General features: G+C 70.2%; 14 protein-coding genes and 1 pseudogene. 10 read left to right on the top strand and 5 right to left on the bottom strand.

All coding sequences use genetic code 11. The annotated features are described in order from the left end of the window. Positions 1-246: 246 nt before the first annotated feature. The 4 genes from IEY89_RS00210 to fxsT are packed head-to-tail and all read left to right on the top strand — an operon-like array spanning position 247 to position 8,640. Positions 247-2,409 carry an FxsB family cyclophane-forming radical SAM/SPASM peptide maturase gene (locus IEY89_RS00210; RefSeq protein ID WP_189145140.1) on the top strand — a complete coding sequence of 721 codons (2,163 nt, stop codon included), beginning with the start codon at positions 247-249 and terminating at the stop codon, positions 2,407-2,409. Beyond that, positions 2,406-3,242, top strand: coding sequence for an AAC(3) family N-acetyltransferase (locus tag IEY89_RS00205; RefSeq protein WP_189145139.1), 837 nt, complete (start codon positions 2,406-2,408; stop codon positions 3,240-3,242). Before IEY89_RS00210 ends, IEY89_RS00205 begins: the two co-directional genes overlap by 4 nt. A 39-nt stretch (positions 3,243-3,281) precedes the next feature. Further along, positions 3,282-4,598 (top strand): TIR-like protein FxsC, encoded by a 1,317-nt coding sequence (locus tag IEY89_RS00200; protein ID WP_189145138.1) that lies wholly within the window; start codon positions 3,282-3,284, stop codon positions 4,596-4,598. Beyond that, positions 4,585-8,640, top strand: a complete 4,056-nt coding sequence (gene fxsT, locus IEY89_RS00195; RefSeq protein ID WP_189145137.1) for an FxSxx-COOH system tetratricopeptide repeat protein — start codon at positions 4,585-4,587, stop codon at positions 8,638-8,640. The genes IEY89_RS00200 and fxsT overlap by 14 nt, the downstream gene beginning before the upstream one ends. A gap of 23 nt (positions 8,641-8,663) precedes the next feature. Here fxsT and IEY89_RS00190 read toward each other — a convergent pair whose 3' ends face one another. After that, entirely contained in the window at positions 8,664-9,557 is an 894-nt protein-coding gene (locus IEY89_RS00190) for an alpha/beta fold hydrolase (protein WP_189145649.1), read from the bottom strand. Between the two features lie 389 nt (positions 9,558-9,946). After that, the gene (locus tag IEY89_RS00185; protein WP_189145136.1) at positions 9,947-10,924 is read right to left on the bottom strand and encodes an AraC family transcriptional regulator; all 978 of its coding nucleotides are present in this window, start codon (positions 10,922-10,924) and stop codon (positions 9,947-9,949) included. A gap of 143 nt (positions 10,925-11,067) precedes the next feature. Between IEY89_RS00185 and IEY89_RS00180 the strand changes: the two genes are divergently transcribed. Further along, positions 11,068-13,185, top strand: a complete 2,118-nt coding sequence (locus tag IEY89_RS00180) for a pectinesterase family protein (RefSeq protein ID WP_189145135.1) — start codon at positions 11,068-11,070, stop codon at positions 13,183-13,185. Positions 13,186-13,214: 29 nt separating this feature from the next. Further along, a pseudogene (locus IEY89_RS00175) lies at positions 13,215-13,337 on the top strand (winged helix-turn-helix domain-containing protein); the annotation flags it as partial. On the opposite strand, the gene IEY89_RS00170 reads toward IEY89_RS00175, so the two are convergent. The 3 genes from IEY89_RS00170 to IEY89_RS00165 form a co-directional block, all read right to left on the bottom strand. After that, the gene (locus IEY89_RS00170; protein ID WP_229694971.1) at positions 13,318-15,276 is read right to left on the bottom strand and encodes an ABC transporter ATP-binding protein; all 1,959 of its coding nucleotides are present in this window, start codon (positions 15,274-15,276) and stop codon (positions 13,318-13,320) included. The pseudogene IEY89_RS00175 and the gene IEY89_RS00170 sit on opposite strands and share 20 nt — an antisense overlap. A gap of 93 nt (positions 15,277-15,369) precedes the next feature. Beyond that, entirely contained in the window at positions 15,370-15,498 is a 129-nt protein-coding gene (locus IEY89_RS41445; RefSeq protein WP_268240712.1) for a hypothetical protein, read from the bottom strand. A gap of 239 nt (positions 15,499-15,737) precedes the next feature. Continuing rightward, entirely contained in the window at positions 15,738-17,561 is a 1,824-nt protein-coding gene (locus IEY89_RS00165; RefSeq protein ID WP_189145134.1) for a bifunctional metallophosphatase/5'-nucleotidase, read from the bottom strand. 199 nt (positions 17,562-17,760) lie between these two features. Between IEY89_RS00165 and mshD the strand changes: the two genes are divergently transcribed. The 4 genes from mshD (at position 17,761) to IEY89_RS00145 (ending at position 21,061) form a co-directional block, all read left to right on the top strand. Continuing rightward, positions 17,761-18,696, top strand: coding sequence for a mycothiol synthase (gene mshD / locus IEY89_RS00160; RefSeq protein WP_189145133.1), 936 nt, complete (start codon positions 17,761-17,763; stop codon positions 18,694-18,696). Positions 18,697-18,810: 114 nt separating this feature from the next. Next, on the top strand, positions 18,811-19,197 hold the full coding sequence (locus tag IEY89_RS00155) for a GntR family transcriptional regulator (protein WP_189145648.1): 387 nt from the start codon (positions 18,811-18,813) through the stop codon (positions 19,195-19,197). Continuing rightward, positions 19,194-20,078, top strand: coding sequence for an ABC transporter ATP-binding protein (locus IEY89_RS00150; RefSeq protein WP_189145132.1), 885 nt, complete (start codon positions 19,194-19,196; stop codon positions 20,076-20,078). Before IEY89_RS00155 ends, IEY89_RS00150 begins: the two co-directional genes overlap by 4 nt. Continuing rightward, complete coding sequence (locus tag IEY89_RS00145) at positions 20,075-21,061, top strand: ABC-2 membrane transporter-related protein (RefSeq protein ID WP_189145131.1); 987 nt, start codon at positions 20,075-20,077, stop codon at positions 21,059-21,061. Before IEY89_RS00150 ends, IEY89_RS00145 begins: the two co-directional genes overlap by 4 nt. Positions 21,062-21,215: the final 154 nt, after the last annotated feature.

Genomic DNA, 21,215 nt, shown 5'->3' with positions numbered 1-21,215 from the left:
ACTTACGCGATAGGTTTCTGCCAAAACTCTCGTCGGCATGGTAGGGAACGTCGTGAACTCTCGAGCAAGAACCACTTCGCAGTCTTTTGCCGTCGCCGACGGCCGTGTGCCCAAGCCGCTCCTCGACGCCCCGTATGACCCCAAGAGCGCCCGCGGGGTGCGGCGTGCCCTCTCCTCCCTGGAGAGCCGGAAGGCCTCAGGCCCTACATTCCAGTCTTCCATCTGACGAACCCGAGTAACCCTCGAATGCCCGGTCCGCTGATTCCATTTCGACAGCTCGTTCTCAAGGTTCACAGCAGATGCGATCTCGCCTGTGATCATTGCTATGTCTACGAGCATGCCGATCAGAGCTGGAGTTCGCGGCCGAAAGTGATCTCCGACGAGGTCATTTCCTGGACTGCTCTGCGTCTTGCGGAGCACGCGAAGGACCACGCGCTGTCTTCCGTGCAGGTCATCCTGCACGGAGGGGAGCCGTTGCTGGCAGGGCCGAAGCGGCTGCGGCGCGTCTGCGAGGAACTACGCAGAGCCCTGGGTGGCGTGTGCGAACTCGACTTACGGATCCACACCAACGGCGTGCAGCTCAGCGAGCGTTATCTCGATCTCTTCGACGAGTTCGGCGTCCTGGTCGGAATCTCGCTCGACGGCGACAAGGCCGCCAACGACCTGCACCGGCGTTTCGCCGACGGCCGCAGCAGCCACGACAAGGTGTTGGCGGCGGTCGGGCTGCTCCGGCAGGAGCGCTACCGCCATCTGTTCGCCGGCCTCCTGTGCACGATCGATCTACGCAACGACCCCGGCGCCACCTATGACGCGCTGGCCGCCCTCGGTCCGCCGCGCATCGACTTCCTGCTGCCGCACGCCACCTGGGACGAGCCGCCGCCACGTCCCGACGCCGCCCCGGCTCCGTACGCGGACTGGCTGATGGCGGTGTACGACCGTTGGGACCTGCGGGGACGCCCGATCCCTGTGCGGATGTTCGACTCGGTGATCAGTACGCTCGGCGGGGGTCCCGGCCTGACCGAGGCGATGGGGCTGGCGCCCGCGGACGTACTGGTGATCGAGACCGACGGAACCTTCGAGCAGGCCGACTCGCTCAAGACGGCGTACGACGGCGCCCCGGCGACGGGGGAGGACGTCTTCCACCACACCCTCGACCAGGTCGCCGCCCACCCCGGTATCACCGCCCGCCAGCAGGGGATGGCGGGGCTGAACGAGCAGTGCCGGTCCTGTCCGGTGGTGCGGTCCTGCGGCGGAGGGCTGTACGCACACCGCTACCGGGGCGACGGCAGCGGTTTCGACAACCCGTCCGTCTACTGCGCCGACCTGGAGACGCTGATCCGCTCGATCGACACCCGCACCGGAGCAGGCGCCGACCGTCCGGTTCAGGGTTTCGACGCGCTGGCGGACGGTACCGACGACGGCAGCGCGGTCCGGGAACTGGCCCGGGCACGGCAGGCGGTCACCCGTGATCTGCTGTCCCTCGTCGGCCGGGAACTGGGCGGACAGGGCGATGAGCCCTGGGATCGTTCGTGGCGCCTGGCACTGGATCTCGACCGCCGGGACTCCTCGCTGACGCAGGTGCTGACACACCCCTACACCCGTTCCTGGATCATGCGCTGTCTTGCTGCCCCTCCCGGTGCCGCGCCGACCACGCATCTCGCCTCGCTCGTCGCCTCCGCGCTGCTGCGCGACGGCACTGTCGACCTGGTTTCCGTGCCGGTGGCCGACGGTTTCGCATCTGTCCAGGAAACGGGCCGGCTACGGGTCGGTGAAGTCGGCGCGCGGACAGTCGAGTTGGGGGGTCATCAGATCCGGAGGGCGGGTGCGCCCGGCTGGGAGCCGATGCGGTGGATACGGGCGGACGGGCTGGAGGTCGCGCTGGACGACCTCGATCCGTACCGCGACTGCTTCGGCCGGCCTGCCATGGACCGCCTGACGGACGAGGAGGCCGAGTCGTGGCGGGAAGTCCTGCCGCGCGCCTGGCAGTTGATCCGAGCGGCGCTGCCTTCGGTGGCCGCCGGCATGGCTGCCGGTGTGCGCGTCGTGACCCCCCTCACTGGCGCGGCGGGCTCGCCCACGACGCCGTCGGTGACAGCGTCCCCCGGCGGGTTCGCGGCACTGGGGGTCACCCTGGACCCGGATCCCGTGCGGCTCGCCGTCGCCCTGGTGCGCGAGTTCCGGCTCGGTGTACTGGACGCGCTGCTGGACGTGTGCGACCTGTACCACGAGGCCGACACCCGCACCGGCGAACTGCTGGCCGAAGCCTACGCGCGCTCCGCCACGGACGCCCTGCTGCCGGAGGTGGGTGCGGCCCGGCAACTCCATGTGCAACTCGACGAGTTGGCAGAGCGCGGCTCACTGACCCCCCTCGGCCTGCGGTTCACCGAGGGCATGCGGCGAAGCATATGACCGGGGCCCGGCCGCCGGCCGCCGCGCTGGCGGACCTGGGCGTACGGGCCGGTTCCACTCTGCTCGTGCACGCCTCGCTGCGCCGGACCGGACTGTCGGCCGCCGCCGTCCTGAGCGCGTTGCGCGATGCGCTCGGCCCCGACGGGACCTTGGTCGTCCCGGCGTTCACCGCGGGTAACTCCGACACTTCCCCGGCGTACCGCGAGCACACCCGGAACATGACGGTCCGTCAACTGGCCCTCCATCGGGACTCCATGCCTCCCTTCGACCCGACGCACACCCCGTCGCAGGGCATGGGGCTGCTGGCCGAGACGGTCCGGTGCGAACGGGACGCGGTGCGCAGTGCACACCCCCAGACCTCGTTCGCGGCCGTGGGGGTCCGGGCTGCGGAGTTGCTGGCGGGCCACGCCGGGGACTGTCACCTGGGAGAACACTCGCCGCTGGCCCGGCTGTACGCGGCCGATGCGCGGGTGCTGCTCATCGGGGTCGGCTACGAGGTGTGCAGCGCCCTGCACCTCGCGGAGTACCGCATCTCCGGCGCACCCTGGCGGGAGTACCGCTGCGTGGTGCTGCGTGACGGGGCGCGCCGCTGGATCTCGTTCAAGGACGTCGACCTCGACGACAGCGACTTCGGGGCCCTGGGGACGGCTTTCGAGGCGCACGATGCCACGCTCCCCGTGCCGGTCGTCCGGCGCGGCCGACTGGGCCTCGCCAGCGCCCGGTTGGTGCCCCTGCGGGCGGCCGTGGACTTCGCCACCGGCTGGCTGACCGGAAATCGCCACCCCCGCCGTGCGACGAACCACTCACAAATCGCTGCCGACTTCCTACACTGAGTGTCCACACCCGGGGGGAACGGGCGATCGGGGGATTGCGTGGCGCCGACGGAATCATGGCGGGCGGATGCCTCCGCCCCTTATTTCTTTCTGAGTTACGCCCACGCCCCGCGCAACGGTTCCGACGGCGTCGACCGGGACATGTGGGTCCACCGTCTTTTCCTCGAACTGTGCGAACACATCAACGAGATGACCGACACCGTCGGACCGCCGGGGTTCATGGACCGCCGTATCAGGGCCGGTGAGGTCTGGTCGGAGGAGCTGGCCCATTCCCTGGCCCGCTGCCGGGTGTTCGTACCGCTGTACTCACCGCGCTTCTTCCGCAGCACCTGGTGCGGCCGGGAGTGGACCGTCTTCAGCAGGCGCGCCACCCGGCACCTGTCCGGCGAACCGGGCACCCCCAGCGCCGTGGTCCCGGCGCTGTGGTCGCCGGTGGCCTCCCATCAACTCCCCCAGGAAATAGGGAATGTGCAGTACGCCCACCCCGAAATGGGTTCCCGCTACCACGATTACGGCCTCTACGGCCTGATCAAGCTGTCCTCGTACCGCAAGGACTATCAGCGGGCGGTGCTGGAACTGGCCCGGCGCATCGTCAATGTCGGCAACAACGTCCTGGTGGAGCCCGGCCGGCGCACACCCCTGGAGACCGTGCCCGACGCGTTCGCCCCGCCGCCCGACGCGAGAACGCAGAAGACGCTGCGGATCACCGTCGCCGCATGCGCGTACGACTGCCTGCCCGAGGGGCGCGGACGCGGATACTACGGCGAATCCCCCCTGGATTGGAACCCGTTCAGCCCGGACAGCCCCGCACCACTGGCCCGTGTGGCCACCGAGATCGCCGAACGCCTCGACTACCGGCCGGAGGTCACGGAGTTCCCGCACCGGCCCGGCACCGCGGATACGGTCGGCGACTTCGACGGACCCGAAGTGGTACTCCTCGACCGCTGGCTGCTGCGTGACGCCGAACACCGGGAGCAGCTGCGTCGGTTCGACAAGTGCCACCGCCCGGCGACCGGACTGATGGTCCCGTGGAACGATGCCGATCCGGACAGCAGCGAGGACGTCGAGACCGAACTGGCCGACGAGGCGGCGGCCGCTCTCCCCCGCAAGCTCAGCCAAAGCCGGCAGGCCTCCCACCGCGCGGTCGAGGGCATCTCCGACCACGAGTCGTTCGGCGAACTGCTCCCGTACGTCATGCAGTGGGCGGCGGCCCAGCATCTCAGGAACCCGCCCGTCCGCCGGTCGCCCGACCAGGGCACACCACGCTTCCGACTGCGTGCCGACCCGGACGACGACGCCCGCACACCGGTGCACCGCCCGCCCGTCGAGGAGGAAGACCGCGATGACCAGTTATGACGAACGTGAGGGTCAGGGGGGCCGCATCGTCACGTTCTACTCGTACAAGGGCGGCACCGGGCGGACCATGACCCTGGCCAACGCCGCCTGGATCCTGGCCGCCAACGGCAAGCGGGTCCTCGCCGTCGACTGGGATCTGGAGGCCCCCGGCCTGCACCGCTTCTTCCAGCCCTTCCTCGATCCGGACGCCACCGGCGCCACCACCGGTGTCATCGACCTGCTCGCCGAGTACGCCTGGGCGGCGGCCGACCCGGCACTGCCCGAGCCCCGACCGGACGACTGGCACCGGGAGTACGCCCGTATCCAGCGCCACGCGGTCTCCCTGGACTGGCCGTTCCCAGGTTCGGGCACCCTGGACCTGGTCCAGGCCGGCCGCCAGAACCGCGACTACTCGGCGACCGCGGGCGGCTTCGACTGGGACAACTTCTACAGCCAGTTGGGCGGTGGCCTCTTCTTCGACGCCCTGCGCGACGACATGCGAGAGAACTACGACTACGTCCTCATCGACAGCCGCACCGGCCTGTCCGACATCGCCGACATCTGCACGGCCCATCTACCGGACGTCCTCGTCGACTGCTTCACCCTCAGTGGTCAGAGCATCGACGGTGCCGCGGCCGTCGCCCGCTACATCGACAAGCACGCCCCCCACCGCCGTCGTATCCGCATCCTGCCCGTCCCGATGCGCATAGACGAGGGCGAGAAGGAGAAGGCCGACGCCGGACGGTCCCTGGCCCGCGCCAAGTTCGACCAGTTCCCCAGCGGTATGACCGGGGCCGAACTGGCCGGCTACTGGGGCTCGGTGGAGATCCCGTACCGGCCGTTCTACGCCTACGAGGAGACGCTGGCGACCTTCGGCGACGAGGCGGGCAACGCCGGCTCGCTGCTGTCGGCGTTCGAACGACTCACCGCGGTCATCAGCGACCATGCGGTCACGGCGCTGCCTCGCATGGACGAGGAACTGCGACTGCGCTACAAGAAGGCGTTCACCCGCGCTCCCGCCGCCCTTCCCGACGACCTGCATCTGAGTTATGTCTCCGAGGACCGGATGTGGGCCGACTGGATCTACGCCCTGCTGCGGGGGGCGGGCTTCCGGGTCGTGCTCCACTACGTCGGCGGCGAGGGCGACGGCGCGGAGCAGCCCGCGGAGCGCACCGTCGTCGTGCTCTCGCCCTCCTACCAGCGGTCGGCACGTGCTCGCCAGGTGTGGGAGAGCGCCACCGGCGGACTGCCCTCCGGCCGCCGCCAGGTGGTCGCCGTCCAGGTCGGTGACATCCGTCCGTCGCCGTCGTTCAGCGAGTGGCCCTCGGTCGACCTGGTCCGACTGGACGAGCGCAACGCCGCCTCGGTGCTGCTGCGCGCCCTCGGCAAACCGATCCTGCCCACGGGGGGCACCGCCGACGGCCTGACCATGGAGGCCCGTTTCCCCGGCACCGCGGCCAAGTTCTGGAACATCTCACCGCGCAACGCGTCCTTCACCGGCCGCAGCGCCCTGCTGGAGCACCTGCGGAACAGCCTCGGCAACAGCTCCGGCGGCGTCTCCGCCGGGCCGTACGCCCTCTACGGCCTCGGTGGGGTCGGCAAGACCCAGATCGCGCTGGAGTACGTCCACCGCTTCGGCACCGACTACGACCTGGTCTGGTGGATACCCTCCGAGCAGAACGAGCTGATCATCTCCTCGCTGGCGGAACTCGCCGACCGGCTCGGCCTGCGGATCGGCGACGACGCCGCGCAGGCTGCCCAGGAGGCGCGGGAGCATCTGCGGCAGACCGGCTCGGCGCTGCGCTGGCTGCTGGTCTTCGACAACGCCGACGAGCCGCAGGAGGTCAAACAGCACTTCCCCGGCGGCAACGGCCACATCCTGGTCACCTCCCGCAACCAGACCTGGCTCCAGGCCGGCCAGGCGCTGGAGGTGGACCCGTTCCTGCGTGAGGAGAGCATCGAGCACCTGCTGCGCCGCGCCCCCGGGCTCAGTGCCGAGGACGCCGACCGGGTCGCGGCGGCCGTCGGCGACCTGCCGCTCGCCCTGGACCAGGCCGGCGCCTGGCTGGCCGCGACCGGCATCCCCGTCGACACCTACCTGCTGCAACTGGAACAACAGGCTGAGCAGGTCCTGTCGTTCAGTCAGCCGGCCAACTACCCACAGCCCGTCGCCGCCACCTGGAACGTCTCCATCGAGCGTCTCAAGGAGCGCTCACCGGCGGCCGTTCGACTGCTCCAGCTGTGCGCCTTCTTCGCCGCCGAGCCGATCTCCATGAAACTCCTCTACGGCGAGGAGATGATCCGCGTCCTGGCCCGCGAGGACCCCGCGCTGCAGGAGAACATGGTCCTCGGGCAGGTGATCCGGGAGATCGGCCGCTTCGCCCTGGCCAAGGTGGACCGGGCCACCAACTCCATCCAGGTCCACCGCCTGGTCCAGGCCGTGATCCGCTCCCAGCTCACCGTGCAGGAGCAGGAGGACGCCAAGCACGTCGTGCACCGCATCCTGGCCGGCGCCCGGCCACCGGGAGAGGGACCGATCGACGAACCCGAGAACCGGGCCGCCTTCGCCACCATCTGGCCCCATCTGGAAGCGTCGGAGGCCAGCAGATGCGACGAGCCGGAGACCCGCCAGCTGCTCATCGACCGGGTGCGCTACCAGTGGAAGCGCGGCGATCTCGGCGCCGCCCTCGCCCTCGGCCAGGAACTCCGCTCGGCGTGGGAGGACCAGTTGACCGCGCGTCGGGACCGGCTCACCGGGCTGGAGGGGCGGATCGCCCAGGCGGCGGGCCTGACCAGCGGGGCGGACGAGGGCGACCTGTCGGCACTGGCCGTGGAAAAACGCTACGTCACCAACCTCCACACCCAGATCCTCCACCTGTGCTTCCAGATCGCCAACGTGCTGCGCTCGCTGGGCAAGTACGTCGAGGCGGAGCGCCTCGGCACGGACACGCTGGCCCGCCAGCGCGTCCTGCTGCCCGCCGACCACCCGCACGTCCTGATGACCACCAGTGGGCTGGCCATGGACCTCGGCAGCATCGGCCGCTTCACGGAGGCCCTGGACCTGGCCATCGAGGCGTACAGCGGCTTCAAGGAGAGCTTCGGCGAGGACCACCCGAGCACCCTCAACGCCAACAACAACCGCGCGTTGTGCCTGCGCCTGCTCGGCCGCTACAGCGAGGCCCTCGACATCGACCAGGAGATCTACGACCGACGGCGCAACGATCTGGGCCCCGACCATCCGGCGACTCTGACCACCGCCACCAACCTCTGCCGCGACCTGCGTGAGGTGGGTGAGTACGGCACGTCGATCTCACTGCTGCGCAGCAGTTACGAGGCCTATCAGCGGCTGTTCGGCGACACCTATCCGGAGACCCTGCGCACCGCCAAGAGTCTCGCCGTCTCCCTGCGCAAGGCCGGGCAGGTCGAGGAGGCCCGCCTGATCACCCAGCAGACCCGTGAGCTCTACCGAGCCCGCGAGATCCCGGCCTCCACTCCCGACGTGCTGGACTGCACCCTCAACTACGCCACCGACCTGTACGCGACCGGCGCCCGCGACGAGGCGCTCGCGCTGGCCCGGGAGATCGTCCCGCAGTATCAGCAGGCGCCGGGCACCCGCCATCCGGCGACCCTGGCCGCGCTCAACAACCTCGGTATATTCCTGCGGGGTTCGGGCGACCGGGAGAACGCCCGGATCCGGCTGGAGGACACCCTCGCCACCTTGCAGGACGTGCTCGGCGAGGACCACCCCTACAGCCTGTCCTGCGCGGTCAACCTCGCCAACGTTCTCGCGGAGGACGGGGAGTTGCAGCGGGCGGAGGCGCTGGAGCGGCTGGCCGTCACCGGGTTCCAGCCCAGCCTCGGCCAGAACCACCCGGACACCATCGTGTGCCGTGCCAACCTGGCACTCACCCTGCGGGCCCTGGGCCGGGCGCCTGAGGCCGATCAACTCCAGGAGGGGGCCCGGCAGGATCTGGCACGGCTGCTCGGCGAGGAGCACCCGCACACCGTGAGCGTACGGGCGGGCAAGCGCATCCACCGGGACCTGGAGCCCCTGCCCGTCTGAACGCCCTTGCCATATACGGGAGTTCAGGACCGGTCGGCCGACGGAAGCGGCCGGCCGGCCAGCAGCCAGGTCACGATGTCCGGCAGCACCCGCAGCGATGTGAAGTGTGCGGCGGCGGGCTGAAGAATCGCGGTCACGCTGGGTATCCGCGTGGCCAGCCAGCGGGTGTGGCTGGCCGGGGAGAACGAGTCCTGCTCTCCGTGCCACAGGAGCACGGGTACGGAGATGCCGGTCAGGGAAAAGCCCCAGGGGCTGCAGAAGGACAGGGCGTCGTCCACCCAGCCGTCGGCCGACACCCGCAGCGCCTCCCGGTAGTTGCGCAGCAGCATGCCCCTGATGCCCGCGTCGGCGACCACCCGCAGGTCGGACTCGGTGAGCTCCCTGCGCAGTTGGGTCAGCAGTCGTACGGGGTCCTTCCGGATCGCGACGGAGCGTTTGCGCAGACTGGCGGCAAGCCGGTCCGGTCCGGCCAGGGCCTGGGTGTACTCGCTGACATTGGAGGCGGCCATGCCGGCGAACCAGTCCAGCCCGTCGGCGTCGCGTGGCGCCAGGCTCACCAGCACCGCGACCCGGGTCACCCGGTCGGGCAGCATAGCGGCACACGCCAGGGCGTGCGGGCCGCCACCGGAACGGCCGACGACCGCGAACCGTGCGATACCCAGGGCGTCCGCGATCGCCGCGACGTCGGCGGCGACATGGGAGACAAGACGTCCCGGAAGCGGGTCCGAGCGACCGTAACCGGGGCGGTCGTAGGTGATCATGCGTACCTGCTGGTGGTACAGAAGCATCGGCCGGGGAGCCGGTCCGAGTCTGCTGCCCGGTGTGCCGTGCAGCAGAAAGACCGGCAGACCACTCGGGTCGCCGCTGACCTCGACGGCTAATCGGCGCCCGTCCCCCGCGTCCACCTCTCTCCGCACCCCGTGGCCTCCCGTCGCGCCCCGCTCGCGATAGTGCGCCGCGCGGCTGTGCCACGGGGCATTCCCCATGGTGGCCCAGATCATCCCGGCATACGGGCCTTTTGGGGCTTCCGTTGTGATCCGCGCGAGTTACAGCTGTCGGGTATCAGTTCGCGCTCACGCGGGCCGCCGAGTCGGAGGCGGACGTCCTGCGGATCGCGGTCAGCCGGGGTGGGCGGATCCCGACGGAGTGGTGATGCCGGGTTTCCTCGGTCGCGGAGCCGAGAGGAACAGTCCCGCGACCGAGGGTTCCCCCGTTGCAGAAACGACAATGCCTGGTTGTCGGCGGGTTGTCGTTCGCAACCGGTCCACAGTTTCTTGGCACTGCGTCTACTCGCGTCCTCCTGCCCTTACGTCAGGGCCTGTTGGCGGTAGTCCCTGGGTGACATCCCGTACGCGGCGCGGAACGCCCGGGTGAAATCGGAAGGGCGCCGGTAGCCCCAGCGGGCCGCGACGGTGTGGATCGGGGTGCCGCGCAGCGAGGGGTTCGCCAGGTCGCGGTGGGCGTTCTCCAGGCGTCGGCGGCGGATCCAGGCCGCGACCGGTTCGCCCTGGGTGTGCTGCTGGAAGATGCGGTGCAGATAGCTCAGCGAGATGTGGTGGGCGGCGGCGATCACCGGGGGCGTCAGTTCGGGGTCGTGCAGGTTCTGCCGGATGAACTCCTGGACGCGTTGCGCCATTGCCCTCCCCCGGGTCTCCGGCGACAACGCGGCCTCCGCCTCCAGCAGTTGGGCGAACCAGGCCGACATGAGGTCGAGGACGACCGTGCCCAGGCGGGGCGCGTCGGACGGCTGGAGTGTGCCGGCCTGCCGGTCAAGACCGACGACGAAGTCCGCCACGAGCGCCCCGACGCCCTCCAGCCCCGGCAGCCGCCGGCCCAGCAACTCCCGTACCCGGTGCGGCGGCAGGGGCAGCAGCGCCTTGGGGAAGTCCACGGCCATTCCGGTGACGAGGCCGCCCTGCCGGTCGTCCGCCGACCTGACGTCGTAGGGCTGCGAGCTGTCGGCCAGGTGCAGGTCACGTGAGGTGAACGTGCTGGTCTGCCCGGCGTGGTCGAGCGCCAGCCCGCCGTCGAGCAGCAGCGTCAGGTGATACAGCTCGGGGTCGGCCTGGCGCACCAGTTTCTCGGTCCGCCGGTAGCGCGTCGGCAGGAACGACATCTGGCTCACGACCACCGGCCCCAGCTCCATCAGCCGCTGCTCCGCCCAGAAGTCGGCGGCGTGGTCGCTGACGAGTGCGCTGGAGCGCGTCCGGCCGACCAGTTCCTGCCAGTAGTCGAATCTGTCGCCCGCAGGTACGTCGTCCGTACGGAACACCGTCCCGATCATTCCGCTTCCCTTCCGGTCCCCCGTCGCCTCCTCGGCACGGCAACCTTTCCCCCGACGGCTGCGACAGCCAAGTGACGTGGTTCCCCCTCCAGTTGATCCCTCTTGATCCACCCCCCTGCCCCCTGACCCGATCGGAAGCAGCCGTGAGCGAAACCCGCAGCAAGTCCCGTAGCCGCAGCCGCACCCGTCACCACCGCCGCCGTAGGACCGCACTGCTCGCCGGAGTCCCGCTGGCCCTCGCCTCCGCCGGAGCCATGGCCTACGGCGGTGCCCTCGGCGTGTTCGGCGCGGACGCGCAGCCGAAGGCGTCCGCCGCGGCCTCCGCCACCGCGACCTCCGCCCTCGCCGGCGTCACCGATGTCGCGGACGGCTTCGCCTCCGTGAACGCCCTTGGTCAGAACGGGACTTACGGCGGCCGGGACGGCCAGACCGTCACCGTGAGGACGCTCGCCGACCTGGAGAAGTACGCGACCGCCGCCGAGCCGTACGTCATCGTCGTCGCCGCCACCATCACCATGAACCCGGTCGGCAAGGAGATCAAGGTCGCCTCCGACAAGACCATCATCGGGTCCGGGACCTCCGGGCACATCGTGGGCGGCGGGTTCTTCCTCGGGCAGGGTGTCCACAACGTCATTATCCGGAACCTGACGATCCGGGACGCCTACCAGGGCGTCTGGAACGACAAGGAGCACGACTTCGACGCCATCCAGATGGACGGCGCCCATCACGTGTGGATCGACCACAACGACCTGCGGCACATGGCCGACGGTCTCATCGACAGCCGCAAGGACACGACCTACCTGACCGTGTCCTGGAACAGGCTGAGCCAGGACAACAAGGCCTTCGGCATCGGCTGGACCGAGAACACCACCGCCGACATCACGATCCACCACAACTGGATCCGCGAGACCGAGCAGCGCAACCCGTCCACCGACAACGTGGCCCACGCGCACCTCTACAACAACTATTTGGAGGACGAGGCGGGGACCACCATCAAGTCCTCGTACGGCAATTACTCGCGCGGCAGGACCAACATGGTGCTGGAGAACTCCTACTTCCACGGCATGACCAACCCCGTCGTCCGCGACGCCACCGCCACCGTCGTCCAGCGCGGCAACACCTTCTCCGGGACCAGTGGCAGGAACGAGAGCGGGGGTCCGGGCGCGGCCTGGAACCCGAGGTCGTACTACAGCTACACGCCGGACAAGACGGCCGATGTGCCCGCGCTCCTCAAGTCCGGTGCGGGGCCGCGCAGTTCCGTTGCCAAGGCGACGACCGGCAGCGGCACCACGACAGCCGCCGCGGCCACGACCCTCACCGTCGCCGCGGACGGCTCCGGCCAGTACCGGACCGTGCAGGCCGCCGTGAACGCCGTACCCGCGAACAACGCCTCCCGGGTGGTCATCTCCGTGAAGCCGGGCACGTACCGCGAGTTGGTGAAGGTCCCGTCCAACAAGCCGCACGTCACCATCCAGGGCAGCGGCGGCAGCCGCAAGGACACCACGATCGTCTACAACAACGCGTCCGGTACGCCGAAGCCCGACGGCTCCGGTACGTACGGCACCGGCGGCAGCGCCACGGTCGCCGTCGAGGCCGACGACTTCCAGGCCCGCAACCTGACCATCTCCAACGACTTCGACGAGGCCGCGCACCAGGACATCGCGGGCCAGGCGGTCGCCCTGCGCACCGCCGCCGACAAGGTGTTCCTCGACGGCGTCATCATCAGCGGCGACCAGGACACCCTGCTGGTGGACACCGCGTCCAAGGACAGGCTGGGCCGCGTCTACGTCACCAACTCCTACGTCGTCGGCAACACCGACTTCATCTTCGGCCGGGCCACCGCCGTGATCGACAAGTCCGTCATCACCCTGAAGAAGCGCTGGAACGGCACCTCCGCCGGTTACGTCACCGCCCCCAGCACCGCCGCGAACCGCAAGGGCATCCTGATCGCCAACTCCACGGTGAACGGTGACGTCTCCGACCGCAGCTTCTACCTCGGCCGCCCCTGGCACGCGGGCGGCGACGCGTCTCTCGACCCGCAGACCACCATCCGCAACACCTCCCTGAGCGCCGCGATCAGGACGACCCCCTGGACCGACATGAGCGGCTTCTCCTGGAAGGACGACCGCTTCGCCGAGTACAGGAACACCGGCGCGGGCTCGGGCGCCGCGAGCAGCGACCGCCCGCACCTGACCGACGCCCAGGCCACGGGCCAGGAGGTCGCGGACTGGCTGGGCGACTGGACACCGACGGCCGGCTGACCGACGTACGGAACAACCCGCACCCCCGGCAGCCCGCCTCCAACACGCTCGACGTGTACGTCATGTACCTGCGCCGGAACCTGGAGAGCCGGGGCGAACCCCGGCTCGTCCACACCGTACGGGGGGGATGGGTTACACCCTCAGGGCGAGCGTCAGCGTCTCCTCCCGCCAGTAGTCCGGCACCGGTGACGACGAAGATGACGGTGCGGGTGCGGGTGCCGGTGCGGGTGCGGGTGCCGGTGCGGGTGCGGGTGCCGGTGCGGGTGCGGGTGCGGGTGCGGGTGCGGGTGCCGGTGCGGGTGCCGGTGCGGGTGCGGGTGCCGGCGTCGGCGTCGGCGTCGGCGTCGGCGTCGGCGACAGGGGTGCCGCGAGTCGCGCGTACAGCCCGCCCCGCGCCATCAGTTCGTCGTGCGTGCCCGTCTCGGTGAGGCGGCCCTCGTCGACGACCAGGATGCGGTCCGCGTCCGGGGCGAGGCTCAGATCGTGGGTGATCATGATGGTCGTACGGCCCGCCATCAGCCGTCGCAGCGCCGGGACGATCCGGCGGGCGGCGATCGAGTCCAGGCCGGCCGTCGGCTCGTCGAGGACCAGTACCGGGGCCCGGCGCAGCATCGCCCGGGCGATCGCGATCCGCTGCAACTGACCGCCGGAGAGCGTGGCCGTGCCGGGGGCGATCCTCGTCCCGTACCCCTCCGGGAGCGCGGCGACGAAGTCGTGCGCGTCGGCCGCCCGCGCCGCCGCCTCGATGTCCGCGTCACTCGCGCCGGGGTGCCCGCACTCGATGTTCTCGCGGATCGACCCGTGCAGGATCAGCGTCTCCTGCGGCAGCAGTGCCACGTTCTCGCGCAGAAAGGTGAGGGGTACGTCGGTCAGCGGGACGCCGTCCAGGCAGATCACGCCCGCCGAGGGGTCGTAGAAGCGGGTGAGGAGTTTCGACAGGGTGGATTTTCCCGCGCCGCTCGCTCCCGTGATCAGGACCAGTTCGCCGGGGGCGGCGGTGAAGGTCACGTCCAGCAACGACGGACGGCGGTCCGTTGCCGTGCCCGGGTAGGTGAAGGACGCGCCGTGGACGCCGACCCAGCCGCGCACCGGCCACTGGGCCACCGGCTCGACCGGGTCGGCGACGGCCGGCTCGGCGTCGAGCAGCTCGCCCAGGCGTTCCGCGCCCGCGGTCGCCGCCGTCAGGGTCAGGCCGAGCTGGCCGAGGCTGCGGATCGGCGGATAGAGGTAGCCGACGAAGGCGGCGAAGGCCAGCAGGGCACCCAGTGTCATACGGCCGGCGGAGATCTCCCAGACGCCGAGTCCGATCACCGTGAGGACGCACAGCGTCTCGACGACCTCGACGAACTGTTCGTACATCTCGCTCAGCCGCGCCCCGCGCACAGTCGCCCTCATCCAGGCGCGGGCCTCGCGGTCGAGCCGTTTCTCCTCGTCGCGGCGGCGGTTGTAGGCCTGGGTGAGCACGATGTTGCCGAGGGACTCCTCCACCACGGAGGTGATCGCGCCGTCGGCGACCCGCTCGTCCTGGCTCGCCGTCCTGATACGGCCGGCGAAGCGGCGGGCGGCGAGGAGGAAGAGGGGGGCGAGGAAGAAGGTGACCAGGGCCAGGTCCCAGCGCAGCCAGAGGGCGGCGGCGGAGTAGAAGAGGGCCGAGAAGACGGCGGAGACGGTGCCGACGACTCCCGAGACGACCATCTGTTCGATGGCTTCGACGTCACCGGTGAGGCGCTCCACCAGGTCGCCCTGGCGGTGCTTCTGGAAGAAGTGCGGCGGGAGATCCTGGACGTGCCGGAAAACGTTGGCGCGCAGCCGCAGGACGAATCTCTCGGCGGTCCAGGTGGCGAGCGAGTTTCCGGCATAACCGACGAACGCGCCGAGCACGGCGACGGCCAGCCAGGCGCCGGCCGGACCCCAGAAGGCGGCGAGGGAACCGGCTTTCAGGGCGTTGTCCGTCAGTTCCGCGAACAGCAGGATCGCGGCGGTCTCGGCCAGTGCGGAAACCATCACGCACACCACGATCGCCACCAGCCATTTCCGGTCGCCGCGCGTCAACGGCCAGAACCTGCGGAATGCCTCCCGGATTTCCCTCATGCTCAACTCCCTTTCCCTTTCTCCCTACACGCCTGAGGCGGGGCCACCGGGACGATGTGCTCGTCCTGCGGTGACCCCGCCTCATGGCGGGTCTCAGCGCTGGTGCCCGACCGGACGACGTTGCACCTTCTGGGGCGCCGGCTTCTTCGGAGCCTTCGGCTTCGGGGCGTGGGCGGCGGGCTTGGCGGCCTTCTTGACGGGGGCGATCTTGTGGAAGCTCATGCGATTCTCCTTGGTTTTCGTGTTGTTCGGTGTCGTTCGGTTTCGACATGGAAAACACTACGGGACCCGATAAGAGGAAAAAGCCAATTCCACTTAGACCTCGATTAATTGCAACTGAGACCAATTTTCAGGAACCCCGGGGAACCGATCCACTATTCACACAGGACTTATTACGGGCATAACAAAGGGCCCAAGGCGATACGCCTTGGGCCCTTCGGCAGACAACTACTGGTTACTGGTTACTGCACGATCGTGATCCGCTTCGCCGTCGGCGGCGCGATCGGCGTCGTGGCCGTGGAGTTGGCGGTCAGGTAGTCCGCCAGCGCCAGCAGGTCGTCCCCGCCGACCAGGTCGTTCGTGCCCTGGCCCAGCGTCGGGTAGCCGTCGCCGCCGCCCGCGAGGAAGCTGTTCGTCGCGACGCGGTAGGTGGCGGCCGGGTCGATCGCCGCACCGTTCAGCCTGACCGAGTCGGCGATGACGCGCGCCGCGCCGGCCTTCGTCATGTCGAGCGTGTAGGTGAGCCCCGACGACACCTGGAGGATCTTCGGAGCAGCCGTGTTCGAACCGCTCACCTGCTCCTGGAGTACGGAGATCAGCTGGGCGCCGGTGAAGTCCTGGAGGTTCACCGTGTTGGAGAACGGCTGGACCGTGAAGCCCTCGGCGTAGGTGACGACACCGTCGCCCTCGGTGCCCTTCGCCGCGAACGTCAGCCCGCCGCGGATACCGCCCGAGTTCATCAGCGCGAGGTCGGTCCCCGCGTCCAGCTTCTTGCCGTACGCCAGTTGCGCGTCGGCGATGAGGTCGCCCATCGGGGACTCGATGCCGGCGCTGGGGATGTCGCCGGATATGTAACCGATCGCGCGGTTGCCGATGGGCGCCGCGAGGGTGTTCCACCGGGCGATCAGGTCGGTCATGTCCGCGGCCTTGGCGACGGTCCGGGTGACCACGTGGTTCGCGGAGGAGACGGCGGTACGGGCGATGTCACCCGTCCAGCGGTCGTACGTCAGCGTGGTGTCCGTGTAGAGGCGGCCGAAGGACGCGGCCGAGGTGACCGTGCGCGGCTTGCCCGACGGGTCCGGGATCGTGCAGGCGTACGCGGCATGCGTGTGGCCGGTGACCAGCGCGTCGACCTTCGGGGTGATGTTCTTCGCGATGTCGACGATCGGACCGGAGATGCCGGAGCCGCCGCCCGCCGCGTCGCAGTCGAAGTTGTAGGCCGTCGAGGCCGGGAGGCCGCCCTCGTGGATCAGCGCGACGACCGACTTGACGCCCTGCTTCTCCAGCACCTTGGCGTACTTGTTGATCGTCTCGACCTCGTCCTTGAACTTGAGGCCCTTCACGCCCTCGGCGGAGACGACACCCGGGGTGTCCTCAAGGGTCACGCCGATGAAGCCGACCTTGACGCCGTTCTTCTTCCACACCCAGTAGGGCTTGAGGATCGGCTTCCTGGTCTTCTCGTCGAGCACGTTCGCCGCGAGGTAGGGGAAGTCCGCCCCCTTGAACTTCTTGCCCTTGACATAGCAGCCGTCGGTCGGGTGGCAGCCACCGTTCTGCAGGCGGCCCAGTTCCTTGGCGCCCTCGTCGAACTCGTGGTTGCCGACCGCGGTGACGTCCAGGTCGAGGCCGTTGAGCGCCTCGATGGTGGGCTCGTCGTGGAAGAGGCCCGAGATCAGCGGGGAGGCGCCGACCATGTCGCCGCCGGCCGCCGTGATCGAGTACGGGTTGTCCCCGCGCGCCTCGCGCAGGTGCGTGGCGAGGTACTCGACACCGCCCGCGTCGATCGTCTTGGTCGTGCCGTCGGCCTGGATCTCGGTGACGCGGCCGGCGGAGCCGGACGGCGGCTCCAGGTTGCCGTGCAGGTCGTTGAAGGACAGCAGCTGTACGTCCTGGTAGCGGCTCGGCTTGCCCTGCCCGTGGCCGCCGGGCTTGGACGCGCTGACACCGGCGCTGGCCGGAAGAGTGGCGGCGGCGAGCGCGCCGACCGTGACGATGCCGGCGGCGCCGGCGAGCAGCGCGCGCGTACGGCGTCTGCGGCGGTGGTACGGCTGGGGTGTGGCTGGCATGTGCCCCCCTGAAGTGAGCAAGGTTCGGAAGACTTGGGATCGCCCCGGGAAAGGGCGACGTAAGAAGAGGGTGAGAACTCAGTCCCGTCCCGGCGCAGCCTAGGGTCAACGCGCGTAGCGCGACAGGGGTTCAGGGTTACGGAACGGTTGCCTCCCCGGGAGATTCACCATGAATCGGGCAGGCCTTACCCTCGTAGCCATGACCAGCGACGACACCGCGCCCTCCGGCCCCCCCGGCCTGTCTCGTTCCATCGACACCCGGGCCGCCCTCACCCCCGAGCTGGCCGACGCCGTCCTCGCGCTGCTCGCGGACGCCGCCCGGATCGACGGCCAGCAGGCGGTGTCGGAGCAGGGGCGGCTCCAACTGCGCGGGGGCGCCCGCGAGGGCGTGTCGCACTTCCTTCTGATCGTCGGCGGCGAACTCGTCGGCTACGCACAGCTGGAGGACACCGACCCGGTCGAGGCACCGGCCGCCGAACTGGTGATCCACCCGGCCCATCGCGGCCACGGGCACGGGCGTGCCCTCGGCTCGGCCCTGCTGGCCGCCTCCGGCAAGCGGCTGCGCGTCTGGGCACACGGCGGCCACTCCGCCGCCCGGCACCTCGCCCAGGTCCTCGGCCTCGCCCTCTTCCGCGAACTGCGCCAGCTGCGGCGGCCGTTGACCGACCTGGAGCTGCCCGACCCGAAGCTCCCGGACGACGTGACGGTACGGACCTTCGTGCCCGGCCAGGACGACGCGGCCTGGCTCGCCGTGAACGCCGCCGCCTTCTCCCACCACCCCGAGCAGGGCTCCCTCACCCAGCGCGACCTCGAAGACCGCAGGGCCGAGGCCTGGTTCGACCCGGAGGGCTTCTTCCTCGCCTTCCGCGACGGCGAACTCATCGGCTTCCACTGGACGAAGACGCACGCGGCGGAGGGCCTCGGCGAGGTGTACGTCATCGGCCTGCGCCCGGGCGCCCAGGGCGGCGGCCTCGGCCGGGCGCTCACCACGATCGGCCTGCGCCACCTGGCACAGCGCGGGCTGCCCACGGCGATGCTGTACGTCGACGCGGACAACACGGCGGCGGTGAGCCTGTACGAGCGGCTGGGCTTCGAGACCCACGAGACGGACCTCATGTACCGCACGGAGTCGTAGCACCCGGGCACCGAACAGCGAGCGCCTGCCGAAGGTGGGGGCGGTGATATTGACACCGCCCCCACCCTTGGTTCACGCTTTCACTATTCAATTAGTGAAAAGGTGGTTGCACGAGTGGTCGAGTACCGCATCGACAGGCGCACCGGCGTCGCCACCTATCTGCAGATCGTGCAGCAGACCAAACAGGCCATGCGCCTGGGTCTGCTGGAACCCGGCGACAAGCTGCCCACGGCCCGTGAGGTCGTGGAGGCCACCGCCATCAACCCGAACACCGTCCTGAAGGCCTACCGCGAGCTGGAACGCGAGGGCCTGGTCGAGGCGCGGCGGGGCCTCGGCACGTTCGTCCGCAAGTCGCTGGGGGCAGCCCCGGCGGACTCCCCCTTCGGCGCCGAACTGGGCGACTGGGCGGTCCGGGCGCGCGAAGCCGGCCTCGAACGGGACGACGTGGCGGCCCTGTTCACTTCCGTACTCGACACCTATTTCAAGGGGGAGCAGGGATGACCGACACCGCCATGGAGGCGGCCGGGCTGGGCAAGCGGTTCGGCCGGCGGAAGGGCTGGGCGCTGCGTGCGTGCACGTTCCGGCTGCCGGCCGGGCGCGTCTGCGCGGTCGTCGGGCCCAACGGCGCCGGCAAGTCGACGCTGCTGGCCCACGCGGCCGGTCTGCTCAGGCCCACCGAGGGCACGCTCACCGTCCTCGGCACCAGCCCGGCGGCGGCGCGGGAGCGCATGGCGTACGTCGCCCAGGACAAGCCCCTGCACCCCCAGCTCACCGTCGAGGACACCCTCCGCCTGGGCCGGGAGCTCAACCCCCGGCGCTGGGACGCGGCCGTCGCCGAGCGCGTCGTCGCGGACGGCGCCCTCGACCCCGACGTCAAGATCCACGCCCTCTCCGGCGGCCAGCGCACCCGGGTCGCGCTCGCCCTCGCCCTCGGCAAGCGCCCCGAACTGCTGCTCCTGGACGAGCCGATGGCCGACCTCGACCCGCTCGCCCGGCACGAGCTGATGGGCACCCTGATGGCCGACGCCGCCGAGAACGGCACCACGGTTGTCATGTCCTCGCACGTCGTCGCCGAGCTGGAGGGCTCCTGCGACCACGTCCTCCTCGTCGGCGCCGGTCAGGTGCGCCTCGCCGGCCCGCTGGACGACCTGCTCGCCGCCCACACCCTGATCACCGGCCCGGCCGCCGACCTCGACGACCACACGGTCATCGAGTCCCGTACGACGGGCCGCCAGACCACCGCCCTCATCCGCCCCGGGGGCCGCCTCACCGGCACCTGGCGGAGCACCACCCCCACCCTGGAGGAACTGGTCCTCGCCCACCTCCGCTCCCCCGAGGCACCGCCCCTGCACCTGGACGACACGGTGGAGGCCGCCGTATGACCACCACCACCGCACTCACGGCACCCGAGCGACCCACGGCACAGCGCACAGGCCGTCTCCACGGCCTCACCTGGACCCTGCTGCGCGTGCACCGCTCCGCACTCTGGTTCTGGATCCTGTACCTCGCCGTGACCGCCGGCGTGATCCTGTGGACGTACGGGCCGGGCGCGGACTCGGCCCTGGCGGAACTGACCCGGTTGGGCTGCCGTGACGGCGATCCGAACCTCGGCTGCGACACGGGGAGTTCGCGCGTGAGCCGCTGGGACACGGGCATGGCCCTCGGCAGCACCCTCATCACCGTCGCCCCGTTGCTGATCGCGGCGTGGGCGGGCGGCGCGCTCATCGGCCGTGAGCTGGAGAACGGCACGGCACAGCTGGCCTGGACCCAGTCCGTGTCCCCGGCCCGCTGGCTCGCCGCCAAGCTCGCCGTACCGGCCGTACTGATCATCACCGGCACTCTCCTCCTCACCGTCCTGCACCGCATGCTGTGGACGTCCCACCTCGAACTGGCGCGCTGGTACGGCAGCTGGAGCTGGTACGACAGCCAGATCTTCGAGGCCAACGGCACCCTCGCCACCGCCTACGCCCTGCTGGGCCTGGCCCTCGGCGTCCTCGCGGGCATGGTCGCGCGCCACTCGTTGGCGGGGCTCGGCGTCGGAGCAGTCGCCATCGGAATCGTCGTACAGCAGTTCCAGTCCCTGCGTCCACACCTGTGGCCGGCCGAGACCCGGAAGGGCACGGGCGACCTCGGCATGACGGTCGGCACCGGCTCCTACACCTCCACCGGGGCCCGGCTCCCCGGCCTGCTGTGCGGCGACCGGGCCGCGTGCGTCGCCCGCAACGACGTCGCCGGCGTCTACCGCGACTACCACGCCGCCTCCCACTTCTGGCCCCTCCAGCTCATGGAGACCGGACTCGTCCTCGCCCTCGTCGCCGCCGCGACGGCCACCGCCTTCTGGCTGCTGCGCCGCCGCACGGCCTGACCGCCGGCGCACCGGCCCGCCTACGCCCCTCCGCAGAGCAGCAGGGGCGTACGCACACTCCCCGCTCACCCCCGGCCCGCCTCGGCCGGCACCCGCGAGCCGCCCCCCGATATCCCGTACGTCATGTCGCCGTAACCAGTGATTCAGCCGGGCT

It is taken from the genome of Streptomyces lacrimifluminis (assembly GCF_014646095.1).
GTDB classification, from domain to species: Bacteria; Actinomycetota; Actinomycetes; order Streptomycetales; family Streptomycetaceae; genus Streptomyces; species Streptomyces lacrimifluminis.
The sequence above is the reverse complement of the archived record's forward strand: the minus strand, read 5'-3'. Positions and strand labels throughout refer to the sequence as shown.